Source organism: Tateyamaria omphalii (assembly GCF_001969365.1).
Lineage (GTDB): Bacteria > Pseudomonadota > Alphaproteobacteria > Rhodobacterales > Rhodobacteraceae > Tateyamaria > Tateyamaria omphalii_A.
Genome location: NZ_CP019312.1, coordinates 1,368,174 through 1,383,382 on the forward strand (window position 1 = coordinate 1,368,174; position 15,209 = coordinate 1,383,382).

The window sequence follows — 15,209 nt, forward strand, 5'->3', positions numbered from 1 at the left end:
GGGGACGGAGGACACCGTGTTACCGCCAGAAGACCTGAGAATTCGACCATCCCGCCTGTCAGACCACGCAGCACTTTGCGCGATGGCAAGGCCCGCTGGCGCAGGCGACGGGTTCACTGCACAGGATTTTAGCACGCTGACACTGGAGCCACGGCCTTGGGTCGACGTGATTGTCGCGACGCTGCAGGAGGAACCAATTGGCTACGCCGCCCTGCAGCGCACCCTTGACCTGCAGCGGGCGATCAAAGCGATGGTGCTGACGGATGTCTACGTCATTCCGCAGTTGCGGCGGCAAGGCATCGGCAGGGCGCTGATCGACGGTGCCTGCCTTGAGGCCGGGCTTGCAGGGTGCCGCGCCCTTTTTGTCCAAACAGGTTTGGGTGACGCTGACGCAACTGCACTGTGCCGCGCGTCTGGATTTGTCGACCGGCCTGCGCTGGGTCCGCACCTTGAAAGAGCGCTTTGAGGGTTGGCAGCGCGGCCCGCTGCGGCCTAGATGTGCCCAAAGGGCAAAGGGAGCCAGAGATGACCGCCTATGACGACAGCAACATTTTCGCCCAGATCCTGCGGGGCGAAGTCCCGTCTTTCAAAGTCTACGAAGACGATGACACCTTGTGCTTCATGGACATCATGCCGCGCACGGACGGGCACTGCTTGGTGATCCCCAAAACCCCGTGCCGCAACGTGCTTGATGCAAGCGACGCGCAATTGGCTGCCGTCATGGCAACAGTCAAGAAAGTCGCGAACGCAGCCAAGGCAGCCTTTGACGCCGATGGCATCACTTTGCAGCAATTCAACGAAACGGCGGGCGGGCAGGAGGTGTTTCACCTGCATTTCCACATCCATCCACGGCATGACGGCGTGCCGATGCGTCCGGCTGGCCAAATGGGGGATATGGACGCGATCAAGGGCCACGCCAAAAAGATCAGCGCGGCCCTGTGACGTGACGTGACGTGACGTGACGTTGAGGTGACGTTGACGGGGCGCAGGTCAAAGCGTCCCAGTCTTTTTCCGCCTACCTACTCGGCGGGTTGGCCCACGGCGTCATTCGCCCTTTCACGCCGACTGTCATTGATCAGCGCCTTGGCCAGTGCCACGGCCATCAGCACCATGACAAAGGTGAACGGCAGGGCACCCACGATCATCGCGTCCTGAAGCGGCGCCAGCGCGTCCGCATTGTTCGGATCAATCGCGCCCGCAACCAGCAGGCTGCCGATCACGCCGGTCAGGATCAGACCCCAGATGATGCGGTGTTTTATCCCGGTTTCCGCGGCACCGCCGGACATGATGGTGTTCATCACAAGGATCCCGGAATCCGCCGACGTCACGAGAAAGGTCATGATCAGTACCACGCACATCACGATGACCGCCCCCAGCAGCCAGTCCGGCACAATCATCGCGAGCGATACAAACAGCTTGTTGGTGTTTGATGCACCTACAATCGCCCCGTCCGCCACGCCCAGCAGTTCGTTATTGACAGCCGTACCGCCCAGGATGGTGAGCCAGGCAAAGCACACGAGGGCAGGCGCGATCATGCAGCCCAGGATGAACTCGCGCACGGTGCGCCCCTTGGAGATGCGGGCGAGGAACAACCCGACAAAAGGTGAAAACGCGATCCACCAGGCCCAGTAAAAGGTCGTCCAGCCCGATTGCCAGCCAAACAGGCGCCCTTGCGTTCCAGCCTCATACGCGGCGGCCTGCACGGATGGATCAAGCGCTGCGGCATCGCCCTCAAGCCCGGCGACAAAGCCGTCATAGCTGCCCCAGGCATTCGTGGCCCCGCTGTACAGCGCACCGGCGACTGGTTCTGCCTCCGCCGGAAGGGCGGCGGTGAACGCCTCTTGCGACAATGGGCTATAGGCTTCGAAACTCAGGGGAATGAAGTTCCAGATGTAATCGGCCAGCGCCGTGCCGTAGGTCGTCAGCGCAAAGATGAATGAGCCGAAAACGATGAACGTCAGCAAAAGCAGCATCGACAGCACCAGGTTCAGGTTCGACAGGTACTTGATCCCGCGCCCCACGCCGGACACCGCCGACAGGATCGACATACCCATGATGATCGCCAGCGCCGTGATCAGCCCCACGGTCGAGGGTTTGGGCGCCGCACCATCAACGGCATCACCCATCAACCACTCCATGCCGGTCACGTTGTAGACACCATCGACAAACTGGCTCACGCCGTAACCAATGGTCACGGCCACGCCCAGGATCGTCGCCACGACGCCCAGAACGTCAACGACATGACCCAGAAAGCCGTTGGCCGCCCGACCCAAAAGCGGGGTCAACGCCGACCGGATGGTCAGCGGCATGTCGCGGGTATAGGCGTAATAGGCCAGGCTCAGCCCGGTGATCACATAGATGGCCCAGGCGTGAATCCCGAAATGCCACAGCGCGTAGCGAAATGCGGATTGCACCGCTTCGGGGCTGTTGGCATCGGCACCTTGCGCCACGATCACAGGGTTCGACCCCCACAGGCCCACCGGTTCCGCCGTGGCAAAGACCATGAGGCCCACGCCCAGACCAGCACCGAACATCATCGCAAACCATGAAAAGGTCGAAAACTCGGTCTGCGTGTCAGCACCGCCCAACTTGCGCTTTCCGACCGGCAACGCGGCCAGCACAAACAGAAAGAACGCAAAAAAGCCGACGGAAATGATGTAGAAGGCATTAAAGCCCTGCAAAGTCGCCCAGTTCCACGCGTCCAGCGTCTGGGTGGCTGCGGCGGGCCAAAGGATCGCCCACAACACCAAAGCCACCATCGTGATTTTCGAAATCAGCGCGATGGGCAGGCTATGTCCCTCATAAAATCCGGACTCCTGAGTGTTGATCTCAAGATCCGTAAACGGTTCTCGTATCGCCATTGAACTGGCTCCCTGTTTTGTTGTTTGACCCGGCGTCTGTCTGACCGGCAAGGCTGTGGGCGAAAAATCCCGTGGATGTGCACGTCGCTCACATGGGAACGCGTCTGCGCGCGCTTCTTCCCTTAAAAGTGGCAGGGTTGCTTGCGAAAACTGGTGATTCTGCGACAGCGGCGCGCCCGGATTTGACGTTTTTTGTCGGTCCACGCGCGAAATCACGACCGAATCTTGAAAAAATGAGACAAACGCGCCGATCAGACAGGCGGTATCGGTGTGTTTTTTGCGTCGTATGGGATACAAAATTTGAAATTCCAGTCGCCAATTTCACAAAAGCGACGGAAACGGCCATTTGACGCCGATTGCGACGCAAAACACGACAATTAACCCTTCGCCAATAAGCGGAGCCGTGCTTTCCTTTTGTCATAAAAATGACAACAGGAAGGTAACCATGTCTATTCAACCTCCTTTGACGGAGCTGCCGATCAAAACCGCCGACACGGGGTTTTATCGTGGGTTCAGTGTCAATGTTGCGGTGATCAGTAAGATCATCATCAGTATGCTTGTCGTCTGGTGCATCGTCTGGCCAACCGAAGCCGGTACGATCCTGGGCGACTGGAACAGCGTCATTCTCGAGAACTTTGCCGCCTGGTACATCTGGGTTGTAACCTTTTTCGTGATTGTGTGCCTTGGCCTTGCGATCTGGCCAACGGCTGGGCGCCTCAACCTGGGTCAGCCGGGTGAAAAACCTGAATTCACCAACTTTTCGTGGTTTTCCATGATGTTCGGCGCCGGGATCGGTGTCGGGATGCTCACCTGGGCCGTGGCTGAACCCGTGGCCCACTTCAAAAACAACCCCTCCGTCATCCAGGGGGCAACCACAGCGCTTGGCGCGGACAACGTGCGCGAGGCCTATGTCTGGTCGTTCCTGCATTGGGGGCTGGGCGCATGGGCGTGCTACGCCATCGCCGGTCTGGCGCTGGCATTCTTCAGCTACCGCCGTGGTCTGCCGCTGACGATCCGGTCGTCGCTGACACCGCTTTTCGGCGCCAAGCTGTCGGGGTTCCTGGGCAACCTCATCGACATCGTGGCCGTGGTTGCGACCATCCTTGGTGTGGCGCAAACGCTAGGCTTTGGCGTGGAACAGTTCGTGGCGGGTCTGACCCGGATCGGGATCGGTGGCCTTGTGCTCGATGACGGCTCGGCAACAACGCTTGGCATCATCGTGGCCCTTCTGGTCATCATGGGGGCCTCGACTCTGTCGGCACTCTCCGGTGTGGGCAAGGGCATCAAGTGGCTGTCGAACATCAACATGGTGCTGTCGATCTTCCTTCTGGGCTTCTTCATCATCTTCGGGGCCACGTTCTTTGGCGCCGCGGCCTTCTTCGTGGGCATCTGGGATTACCTCGTTGCGCTGCCATGGCTCAGCTTCAACGTCTACGCCTCTGACGGTGTCGACGGGTCCGAAGCGTTCCTGCTGGCCCAATGGCAGGGCTGGTGGCCGGTGTTCTACTGGGCCTGGTGGATCGCATTTGCCCCCTTCGTGGGCCTGTTCCTGGCGCGCATCTCGCGGGGTCGGACCATCCGTGAATTCGTGCTTGGTGCCATGATCGTTCCGTCGCTGATGTGCTTTGTCTGGTTCGCATGGGCGGGTGGCACAGCCATTGACCTCGAACTGAACGGCGATGCAAACGGTGTCATCCTGGACGCGGCCAATGGTGACAAGATCTTTGCCATGACCGAGTTCATGCTGGCGCCCATCGCGCAGCTTCTTGCGTGGGCCATGGCGGTCGTGATCGTTGTGCTGTTGATGACGTTCCTCGTGACATCGGCTGACTCAGCTGTGCTCATCGTGAACACCATCAACGCCGCCGGTGACGAAGGTCCCAAGGCGCGTCCCCACATCCTGTTCTGGGGCGCAGCCCTAGGCCTTGTGGTCGCTGGCTTGCTGATTTCCGGCGGGACCGGGGCCATTCAGACAGCCATGGTGATCGGGGCGTTGCCATTCTCGATCGTGATGGCGCTGATGTGTGTTGCCCTGATCAAGGCGATCTACAACGACGGTCGTCGTGAGGCCGCGGGCGTGCCCGCCGTGCATTCGGAAATTCCGGGCGCCACGGGCAACGGTCTGACGCCTGCCGAATAATACGCAGTCACACGCGTAAATCACGGGCTCCGGCGCTTGCGCGCCGGGGCCTTTTTCTTAAGCTGGGCAGGACTGCGAAAGGCCCGCCCATGTCCCTTGATCTCGACTTTGTCCGCGCCCAGTTTCCGGCTTTTGCCGAGCCATCTCTGCAGGGGCAGGCGTTTTTCGAGAACGCAGGCGGCAGTTACACCTGTCGCCACGTCATCGACCGGCTGTTCCGTTTCTACACCCAGCGCAAGGTGCAGCCCTATGCCGACTACGACGCCTCTCGGCTGGGCGGGGAAGAAATGGACGAGGCGCGCATGCGCATGGCCGCCCTTCTTGGGGTAGAAACAGATGAACTGAGTTTCGGCCCGTCCACCACGCAAAACACCTATGTGCTGGCGCAGGCCTTTGCCGGAATGATGCAGCCGGGTGAGGCCATCGTCGTCACCAATCAGGATCACGAGGCCAATTCCGGCCCGTGGCGCCGTCTGGCCGAGCGCGGGTTCGAGATCCGCGAATGGCAGGTCGATCCCGCCACCGGCCATCTGGACCCGGCAGCACTTGAGGATCTTCTGGACGAAACCGTCCGGCTGGTCTGTTTTCCCCATTGCTCGAACGTGGTCGGCGAGATCAATCCCGTAACCGAGATCACCGCACTTGCCCATGCCGCCGGTGCCTTTGTCTGCGTCGACGGCGTCAGCTATGCGCCGCACGGCTTTCCCGATGTCGGCACGCTTGGGCCGGACATCTACCTCTTCTCCGCCTACAAAACCTACGGGCCGCATCAGGGCCTCATGACCATCCGCCGCACGTTAGGGGAATTGCTGCCGAACCAGGGGCATCATTTCAACGCGGGCTCCCTCTACAAACGTTTTACACCCGCAGGCCCCGATCACGCGCAAGTGGCGGCCTGTGCGGGCATGGCAGATTATGTTGACGCTCTTTACGATCACCATATAGGCGGTGGTGATACACAAGTGTCCCCGCGGGGACAGATCGTCCACGACCTGATGCGCGCCCGCGAGGTCGAGGCACTGACCCGCGTGATGGACGCGCTCAAGGACCGCAATGACCTGCGCGTGATTGGCCCGACGGATGCGTCAGTCAGGGCACCAACAGTCGCCCTCGATCTGGGCCGTGATCCCGTCGCCGTCGCGGCCGAGCTGGCCGACGACGGGATCATGGCAGGCGGCGGTGATTTCTACGCCGGGCGCGCCTTGCAGGCCATGGGCGTGGACCCGGAGCGCGGCGTTCTGCGGTTGAGTTTCACGCATTACACGAACGATGCCGAGATTGATCAAATGCTGACCGCCCTAGACGCTGTTCTTTGACGCAAGGACACCCTGCGACATCTTGATCCAACTGCGTGCGCGCTACGTAAGCCTCGGTAACAAAAGGAAACGGGGCGTTGAGCAGCACACCGATCATCATGTGGTTCCGGCGGGACTTGAGACTGAGCGACCATCCGGCGCTCAAAGCTGCCTGCGACAGCGGCTGTCCCGTGATCCCCGTCGTCATCCGCGACGGCAGCGTCGACGACTTGGGCGCAGCACCAAAATGGCGTTGGGGTTTGGGGGTCGAGCATCTCGCGCAATCGCTGGCCGATAAGGGCAGCAAGCTGATTTTCCGGTCGGGCGACGCGCTGAAAGTCTTGCAAAAACTGATCGAAGAAACCGGGGCGGGGGCCGTCTATTGGTCGCGCCTCTATGATCCGCAGGCCGTTGAGCGCGACAGCACGATCAAAGCGACGCTCAAGGAACAGGACATTGACGCGCGCAGCTACGGCGGCCATCTTATGTTCGAGCCCTGGACGGCAGAGACCAAGACGGGCGGCTTCTACAAGGTTTACACACCCTTTTGGCGGTCGGTGAAGGACCGCGAGGTGGACGCGCCCTTGTCCACACCGGGCCGCATTCCCGCCCCCGATGCGTGGCCCGACAGCGAGGCGCTGGATGACTGGGCGCTTGGTTCCGCGATGAACCGCGGCGCGGAGATCGTCCGCCCCTATGTGCGGTTGGGCGAGAGTGCGGCACAGTCGCGGCTTGGGGCATTCATGGCCTCCAAAGTCGCAAGCTACGACAACGGACGGGACATCCCGGCCGAGGATCGCACGTCGAACCTGTCGGAGAACCTGGCTCTTGGAGAGATCAGCCCGCACCAGTGTTGGCACGCAGGGGTGCGGGCGTTGGACGAGGGTAAGGCCGGTGCGGAAACCTTCCTGAAAGAATTGGTCTGGCGCGAGTTTGCGTATCACCTGATGCACCATACGCCGCGCATCGTGGACCAGAACTGGAAAGAGGATTGGGATTCGTTTCCCTGGAACGAGGACGAGCGCAGGGCCGAGGTCAAAGCCTGGAAACAGGGGCGGACCGGCATCCAGTTCGTCGATGCCGCCATGCGCGAGATGTACGTGACGGGGCGCATGCACAACCGTGGGCGCATGATCGTCGCGTCGTATCTGTGCAAGCACCTGATGTGTCATTGGCGGATTGGGCAGCGGTGGTTCGACGACTGCCTGATTGACTGGGATCCCGCCAGCAACGCGATGGGCTGGCAGTGGTCGGCGGGCTCTGGTCCCGATGCGACGCCCTATTTCCGAGTGTTCAACCCGGTCACGCAACTCGACAAGTTCGACAAGAACCGCGACTACGTCAGCCGCTGGATCGCCGAAGGGCGCAGCAACAAGGCATCCGAGGCGCTATCCTATTTCGACGCGATCCCACGGTCGTGGAACATGTCGCCGGATGACGGTTATCCGGACCCGATCGTCGCCGCTGACCAAGGGCGCAAACGGGCGCTAAGTGCTTATGAAAACCGTGATTTCTGAGTGCAAACGCGTGGGAATGGTTGCGCCAGTGAAAGTGTCTAGTTAACTTGACAAAAACGCCTATGGGGAGCGTGTATGATCCTGACAAAGACGGACGGCCAGACAAACTTGCCGCGATATTTTGCCCGTGTCTTTGACATGGCGCAGGGGATGAACAACGGACGTGTTGATTTTGTGCTGCCGGATGGCCGGCAGTTTCGGGCCGAGGGCCCGAACCCCGGCCCGGTGGCCGAGGTGCACATCCACAACGATGACCTTTTTGCCCGTTTGATCCGCGAGGGCGATCTGGGATTTTGCGACGCCTATCTTGATGAATGGTGGAGCACACCGGACCTTCAGGCCTTTATGGACTGGGTACATGCGGACAACGACGACATCTATGACGGGTTTCCCGGCATGGGCTTGGTGCGACGTTTTGAGAAGTTCCGCTTTTGGCTGCAACGCAACAACCGTGTGCAGGCCAAAAAGAACATCAGCTACCACTATGATCTGGGCAACGAGTTCTATGGCCTGTGGTTGGATGACACGATGACCTATTCCTCGGCCCTGTTTGAGACGGGGCAGGAAAGCCACGAGGCGGCGCAGATCGCGAAATACGCCAGCATGGTGGACCAGATGGGCGCGCAGCCCGGCGATCACATCCTTGAGATCGGGTGCGGTTGGGGTGGCTTTGCGGAATATGCCGCCAAGGAGCGGGGGCTGAAGGTCACGGGCCTGACCATCAGCGAAGAACAGATCAAGTATGCCCGGGAACGGATTGAGAAGGCTGGACTTTCCAATCTTGTCGATTTCAAGTTGCAGGATTACCGCGACGAGCGTGGGACCTATGATGGCATCGCAAGCATCGAGATGTTCGAAGCTGTGGGCGAGAAATACTGGCCCGTCTACTTCGAGACTGTCAAAGAGCGCCTGAAGCCCGGCAAGAACGCAACGCTTCAGATCATCACAGTCACGGACCGGCGGTGGAAAGTCTACAAGCGCGGCGTGGATTTCATTCAGAAGTACATCTTTCCCGGTGGCATGTTGCCCAGCCCGTCGGTGCTGCGCCAACAGATCACCAAGGCCGGTCTGGGTATCGAGCGGTCCATCGAATTCGGCGAAAGCTACAACATCTCGCTGCGCCGCTGGCACGAAACCTTCAACCAGAAGTGGGACGAGATTGCCGAGATGGGTTTTGACGACCGTTTTCGGCGGATGTGGAATTTTTACCTGACCTCTTGCGCGGCCACCTTTGAAAGTGCCAACTGCGATGTGACCCAGATCACGATCAAACGACCCGGATAAGTATGAAAGACCTGAACGATGCCTGACGCAGCCAAGCTTGTCGGTGGCGTGTGCCTGGCGATCCTGGCCTTTGTCGTGTCCGGCATGATCATGCCGCTGTTCGAGGAAGACACAAATTTCGGCTGGTTCACACATGTCAATGTTGCCGTCGGGTTCATATGTGGCTGGATGGTGATCGGCGCGCGGGCAGGGCGCGGCATGACGTCTGCGATCAACGTCGGCCTGACGGGCCCGGTCGTCATGGTGTTCTGGGCGCTGTTCATCCAATCGTGCAACGAGATGGTGCGCGTTGCCATGAAGAACCGCTATGACGGCGCGTTCGAGGCCGTCGTCGCCATCTTTCAGATCGGGGCGGAATGGGCGCTGTTGATGGCCACGATACCGATTTGGGTGACCTTGCTTGCCGGTGGGGCGATCACGGGTGTGTTGACCGAATACGCCTGGCGCACCTGGCGATAGGGCGATGGCACCTCTGTTTTTCTATGGCACGTTGAGATACGCGCCCCTTCTTGACTGCGTGTCGGGGCGGGATGGGCCGCTTGACACAGAGACGGCGGCGCTGCCGGGATATGTGGCGCGCGCGTCGCTGGACGGCCTTTACCCTGTCTTGCGGGAAGCGCCCGGTGCGCTGGCCCACGGAGTGGTCGTGCGTGGTCTCACGGATGCGGAAGTTGCACGGCTCAATTACTACGAGGGCGGTTTCGACTACGACCTTAGGTCCGTTGTGCTTGCGTCCGGGGAAGAGGCGCAGGTCTATGTGCCCGGGCAGGGCGTTTCTGCGACGGACGCGGTTTGGGACTTTGATGCGTGGCAGGCAAAGTGGGCCCAGATGACCCTGTGGGCCTCCCGCGAGGTCATGGCGGGCTATGGTCATCTGAGCCCGGCCGTCATCGCCGCCCGCTTTCCCCGCATTCGCGCGCGGGCCTGGAGCAAGGTTCTCGCCCAATCGGGTCGGCATGGTCGCGATGTTCTGGACGGGCGTGTCGAGGTCCTGTCGCGCAGCCAGGGCTATGTGAACTTTTTTGCGCTGGAGGATGTCGTGCTGCGGCACGAGACGTTTGACGGCGGGATGTCTGAACCGATGGAGCGTGGCGTATTCGTGTCGTCGGATGCCGCTCTTGTTCTGCCCTACGATCCGGCGCGGGATCGGGTCTTGCTGGTCGAGCAAATCCGCATGGGTCCAATCGGTCGCGACGATCCGGTGCGCTGGCAGTTGGAGCCGGTGGCCGGGTTGGTCGATCCCGGTGAGACTCCCGAAGAGGCGGCGCGCCGTGAGGGGCAGGAGGAGGCGGGCCTGGATTTTGGCGCGCTGGAGCCGGTGGGCGAATGCTATGCCTCGCCCGGTGCGACAACCGACTTTTTTCACATGTTTGTCGGTCTTTGCGATTTGCCGGATGGCGTGGCGGGCATCGGCGGGGAAGAGGCCGAGGGCGAAAACATCCGCAGCCACGTCATCGGGTTCGACGCCTTGCTGGCCATGGCCGATGACCGGCGCATTGCGAACGCGCCCCTTGGCATGCTGACCTATTGGTTGCATCGCCACCGCGATCGGTTGCGTGGGATGTCCTAGCCGGACGCGGCTTGAGGTCGGGTGATTGCACCGCTACACCATTGGGGAACGACGGAAGGAATGCCCTCATGCGCTACGCATCTGATCTGGCCGCGGCCATTGGAAACACGCCTTTGATCAAGTTGCGGCAGGCGAGCGAGGAGACAGGCTGCACCATTCTGGGCAAGGCCGAGTTCATGAACCCCGGGCAGTCGGTCAAGGACCGCGCGGCGCTGTCGATCATTCAGGATGCGGTGGCCAGCGGCGCGTTGCGCCCCGGTGGCACCATCGTCGAGGGGACGGCTGGCAATACCGGCATCGGGCTCGCGTTGGTGGGCGCGTCGATGGGGTTCAAGACCGTCATCGTGATCCCCGAGACGCAGAGCCAGGAAAAGAAGGATATGCTGCGGCTGGCCGGTGCCGAACTGGTGCAGGTGCCCGCGGCACCCTATCGCAACCCGAACAATTTTGTGCGCTATTCCGGGCGCTTGGCTGAGGAACTGGCCAAGACGGAGCCGAACGGTGCGATCTGGGCCAACCAGTTCGACAACGTGGCCAACCGCAAGGCCCATATCGAGACGACGGGGCCGGAGATCTGGGAGCAGACGGACGGAAAGGTCGACGGGTTCATCTGTGCGGTTGGCTCGGGCGGCACGCTTGCAGGCGTGGCCGAGGTGTTGCAACCCAAGGGTGTCAAGATCGGACTTGCCGATCCGGACGGCGCAGGGCTTTTCAGCTACTACACCACCGGTGAGATTGCGATGCAGGGCGGGTCCATCGCCGAAGGGATCGGGCAGGTGCGCATCACAAAGAACCTGGAAGGGTTCACACCCGATTTCAGCTACAACGTGTCGGATGCCGAGGCGTTGCCGATTGTGTTTGACCTGCTTGAGCATGAGGGGCTGTGCCTTGGCGCGTCTTCGGGCGTCAACGTGGCGGGGGCGATCCGGTTGGCCAAGGACCTGGGACCGGGCCACACCGTCGTGACGATCCTGTGTGACTTTGGCACCCGCTATCAATCCAAGCTCTTCAACCCCGACTTTCTGCGCAGCAAGGATCTGCCGGTGCCGGATTGGCTTGAACAAGGGCCGTCCAGCATCCCTGGTGTGTTCGAGGACGTTTGATGATCATTGCCTGGATGCGCACGGCGCTTCTGACGGTCTGTCTCGTTCTATTTGCGGCCCTGGCGGGCGCGCAGGGCAATGGGCCGGACTATGCGGCGTGGGAATCGACGGCCACAAGGGCCGAGCAAGCCGTGGAAGTCGCCGAAGCCTCGAACCAGGCGTTTGAGACACTGCGGGGTGAAATCGCCGATTGGCGGGCGCAGTTCCAGAACCAGCTGAACGCCAATGACAGCCGCCTGCAAACCCTGCGCGAGCAGATCGCGGCATTGGGCCCTGCGCCTGAGGAGGGGCAGGAAGAAGCAACGGAAATCGCCAACCGTCGTGCCGAACTCAACGCGCAGCTTGAACGGCTCAGCACCCCGCGCCGCACGGCAGAAGAGGCATTCAGCCGCGCCAACGGGATCATCACGGAGATCGACGGCATTCTGCGCGACAGGCAGACTGAAGAATTATTGAATATGGGGCCATGGCCGGTCAATCCTGGCAACTGGCCCACGGCGTTGCGGCAGGCGCAGGACTCTATAGCGGCGCTTGTTTCGGGCACACAGCAGGCGTGGCAAAACCCGTCACGCCGATCGAATGCCAGCGATAACCTGCCCTTGGTCCTGGTTTTATTGGTGATTGGCGGGGTGTTGCTTGCGCGGTCGCGCTATTGGTCGGAATTGCTGGCGGTCAGGATCCAGCGTGGTGGGACTGGATCGAGCGCTGGCGTGGCCAGTTTCGTGGTGTCGCTTGGCCAGATCATCCTGCCCATGCTGGGCCTGTTTGCCTTTATCCGGGCGGTGCGCGCTACGCAGCTTTTTGGGCCGCGTGGAGATTTGCTTCTGGACGGGCTGGAGATCTTTGGGCTGGTTCTGTTCTTTTCGCGCTGGCTTGCCGGTCGCTTGTTCCCCAAGGACGATGTGCTGCGCGCGCCGGTGGCCATACCGGACAACCGACGGGCGGAAGGGCGTGTTTATGCCGTCATCCTTGCCTGCGTGTTCGGGCTGGCTGTTCTGCTGACAGGCGTGTCTGATTTCGACCGGTACGATGCCGGGTCGGATGCGGTCCTGCATTTCCCGCTGGTCATTGTTGCGGGTCTAATCCTCGTCCGGTTCGGGTGGCTTCTGCGGCGCCAAGTGCGGGCACGCAGGGACGATCCAGAGAAGACTGTGGCGTATGGAGACCGGATCGCCGGCACGATCGGGCGCGGCTTGATCGCGGTGGGGATGCTGGCCCCGTTCCTTGCTGCCTTTGGCTTTGGCGCGGCATCAAAGTTCCTGATTTATCCGACCATTCTGACCCTTGCGCTGATCGGCACCGTGGTGCTGCTGCAAGGCTTTGTGCGCGACGTATACGCCGCGTTGCGGCCGGGCGAGGGCGCGCGCGAAAGTCTGGTGCCGACCCTGATCAGTTTCCTGCTGGTTCTGATCGCCATCATCCCCCTGTCGCTGATCTGGGGCGCGCGTGTCACCGACCTGACCGAGGTGTGGGCAAGGTTGCGGTCGGGCCTGACCATCGGCGACATGACCATTTCGCCGGGCAGTTTCCTGACACTGATCATCGTTTTCACGATTGGTTACGTGCTGACGCGGGCGGTTCAGAACGCTCTGAAAACCTCGGTGCTGCCCAAGACCAAGCTGGATCCCGGCGGTCAGGTCGCGATTGTGTCTGGCCTGGGCTATGTCGGGATTTTTCTGGCAGCGCTGATCGCCATCACGTCGGCCGGGATCGACCTGTCCAGCCTGGCCATCGTGGCCGGTGCGCTGTCGGTCGGGATCGGCTTTGGTTTGCAGACCATCGTGTCGAACTTTGTCTCTGGTATCATCCTGCTGATTGAACGCCCCATTTCAGAGGGCGATTGGATCGAGGTGGGCGGGCAGATGGGATATGTCCGCTCGATCTCGGTCCGCTCGACGCGGATCGAGACATTTGACCGAACGGACGTCATCGTGCCCAATGCGGACCTGATTTCCGGCACTGTGACGAACTACACCCGCGGCAATACTGTTGGGCGCGTGATCGTTCCTGTCGGTGTGGCCTATGGCACCGACACCCGCCGTGTCGAACGGATCCTGAAAGAGATTGCAGAGGCGCATCCCATGGCGCTGGCCAACCCGCCGCCCGCGATCCTGTTCATGGGCTTTGGCGCCGACAGTCTGGATTTCGAGATACGGATGATCTTGCGCGACGTGAACTGGATGCTGTCCGTCAAGAACGAGATCAACCACCAGATCAACGACCGGTTCCAGCAGGAGGGGATCGAGATACCCTTTGCCCAGCGGGATGTGTGGCTGCGTAACCCGGAGGTTCTGCAAGCGAAGGCGGAGCCTGTCCCGTCCGAAAGTGCCTCTGCCGATGTGGAAAAGCCGGTGGTTGAGCATATGGACCATAGCGACCTTGAGCCCGACGCCCCGGCGGAAGATGGGGATGGAGACGGGAGATGACCGAGCCGCTGTTTCGCGAGGATGCCTATGCCCGGGATGCGGACGGCGTAGTGGTGGCACATACACCCGAAGGCGGTATCATCCTGGACCAGTCGCTTTTTTACCCCACTGGCGGCGGGCAGCCCGGTGACAGCGGCACGCTGCGTTGGAACGGCGGTGCATTGACCATCGCCACCACTGTGAAGGGGGAGGGTGACAGTATCGTGCTGGTGCCGTCCGAACCGCGCGCGTTGCCCCCTGTCGGTGCACAGGTGACCCAATCGCTGGAATGGGACCGCCGCTATGCCCATATGCGTGTGCACACGGCGCTGCATTTGTTGTCGGTTGCCTTGCCATTCGGTGTGACGGGTGGGTCCATTTCTGCCGGGCGGGGGCGGCTTGATTTTGACATGGCCGACGCGCCCGAGGACAGGGAGGCGCTTGCCGCCGTTCTGAATGACCATGTGGCCGCTGACGCGCGCGTCAGCGCTGAGTGGATCACCGAAGCCGACCTGGATGCCAACCCCGACATGGTAAAGACGTTGTCGGCGAAGCCCCCGCGCGGGGCGGGCAAGATCAGGTTGATCCGCATTGGCGAAGGGCCAGCGACCATTGATTTGCAACCCTGTGGCGGCACGCATGTGGCCCGGACCGGTGAGATCGGTACCCTGCGCATCGGCAAGATTGAAAAGAAAGGGCGCGTGAACCGACGCGTCTATCTGCATCTGGGCAGCTGAGATTTTTCGCGACGAACCTGCTTGCATCCCGGTGCCTACATTGGATAGAGACGGCGGTGGACAGGTGGCCGAGTGGTCGAAGGCGCGCGCCTGGAAAGTGCGTAGGCGGGAGACCGTCTCGAGGGTTCGAATCCCTTCCTGTCCGCCACCCCCTCCCGACGGATGATATAGCGCGCGCTATGATCGTGCATTTTCCGGGCAAGGCGTTGTCACAGCGTTTGATTTCCGCCCCGCGCCGCTTAGCTACGGTGGGAGGCAAGGACACACGACGCAGATGGCAAACCATTCACATCTTTC

The 15,209-nt window shown here is 61.2% G+C and carries 12 protein-coding genes and 1 tRNA gene; 12 read left to right on the plus strand and 1 reads right to left on the minus strand.

All coding sequences use genetic code 11. The features are described from left to right. Positions 1-82: 82 nt before the first annotated feature. A complete protein-coding gene (locus tag BWR18_RS06830) occupies positions 83-466 on the plus strand; it encodes a GNAT family N-acetyltransferase (RefSeq protein WP_076627281.1) in 384 nt (127 codons plus the stop codon). 59 nt (positions 467-525) lie between these two features. Next, positions 526-942, plus strand: a complete 417-nt coding sequence (locus BWR18_RS06835; protein ID WP_076627282.1) for an HIT family protein — start codon at positions 526-528, stop codon at positions 940-942. A gap of 77 nt (positions 943-1,019) precedes the next feature. On the opposite strand, the gene BWR18_RS06840 is transcribed toward BWR18_RS06835, so the two are convergent. Next, on the minus strand, positions 1,020-2,861 hold the full coding sequence (locus BWR18_RS06840) for a BCCT family transporter (protein ID WP_076627283.1): 1,842 nt from the start codon (positions 2,859-2,861) through the stop codon (positions 1,020-1,022). Positions 2,862-3,306: 445 nt separating this feature from the next. Here BWR18_RS06840 and BWR18_RS06845 point away from each other — a divergent pair, with 445 nt between their 5' ends. The 10 genes from BWR18_RS06845 to BWR18_RS06890 all read left to right on the plus strand — a co-directional run bounded on the left by BWR18_RS06845 (position 3,307) and on the right by BWR18_RS06890 (position 15,060). Then, a complete protein-coding gene (locus tag BWR18_RS06845; RefSeq protein WP_076627284.1) occupies positions 3,307-5,001 on the plus strand; it encodes a BCCT family transporter in 1,695 nt (564 codons plus the stop codon). Positions 5,002-5,090: 89 nt separating this feature from the next. Continuing rightward, entirely contained in the window at positions 5,091-6,317 is a 1,227-nt protein-coding gene (locus BWR18_RS06850; RefSeq protein WP_076627285.1) for an aminotransferase class V-fold PLP-dependent enzyme, read from the plus strand. Positions 6,318-6,415: 98 nt separating this feature from the next. After that, complete coding sequence (locus BWR18_RS06855; RefSeq protein WP_172839417.1) at positions 6,416-7,813, plus strand: cryptochrome/photolyase family protein; 1,398 nt, start codon at positions 6,416-6,418, stop codon at positions 7,811-7,813. Between the two features lie 75 nt (positions 7,814-7,888). Continuing rightward, positions 7,889-9,097, plus strand: coding sequence for an SAM-dependent methyltransferase (locus tag BWR18_RS06860; RefSeq protein WP_076627287.1), 1,209 nt, complete (start codon positions 7,889-7,891; stop codon positions 9,095-9,097). An 18-nt stretch (positions 9,098-9,115) separates the two neighbouring features. After that, the gene (locus tag BWR18_RS06865) at positions 9,116-9,556 is read left to right on the plus strand and encodes a TrgA family protein (protein WP_076627288.1); all 441 of its coding nucleotides are present in this window, start codon (positions 9,116-9,118) and stop codon (positions 9,554-9,556) included. Positions 9,557-9,560: 4 nt separating this feature from the next. Continuing rightward, positions 9,561-10,667, plus strand: a complete 1,107-nt coding sequence (locus BWR18_RS06870; RefSeq protein WP_076627289.1) for an NUDIX domain-containing protein — start codon at positions 9,561-9,563, stop codon at positions 10,665-10,667. A gap of 68 nt (positions 10,668-10,735) precedes the next feature. Next, positions 10,736-11,770, plus strand: a complete 1,035-nt coding sequence (locus BWR18_RS06875) for a cysteine synthase A (protein ID WP_076627290.1) — start codon at positions 10,736-10,738, stop codon at positions 11,768-11,770. Beyond that, entirely contained in the window at positions 11,770-14,196 is a 2,427-nt protein-coding gene (locus BWR18_RS06880) for a DUF3772 domain-containing protein (RefSeq protein WP_076627291.1), read from the plus strand. The genes BWR18_RS06875 and BWR18_RS06880 overlap by 1 nt, the downstream gene beginning before the upstream one ends. After that, positions 14,193-14,912 (plus strand): alanyl-tRNA editing protein, encoded by a 720-nt coding sequence (locus BWR18_RS06885; protein WP_076627292.1) that lies wholly within the window; start codon positions 14,193-14,195, stop codon positions 14,910-14,912. The genes BWR18_RS06880 and BWR18_RS06885 overlap by 4 nt, the downstream gene beginning before the upstream one ends. 58 nt (positions 14,913-14,970) lie before the next feature. Then, positions 14,971-15,060, plus strand: a tRNA-Ser gene (locus BWR18_RS06890). The last annotated feature ends 149 nt before the right edge of the window (positions 15,061-15,209 follow it).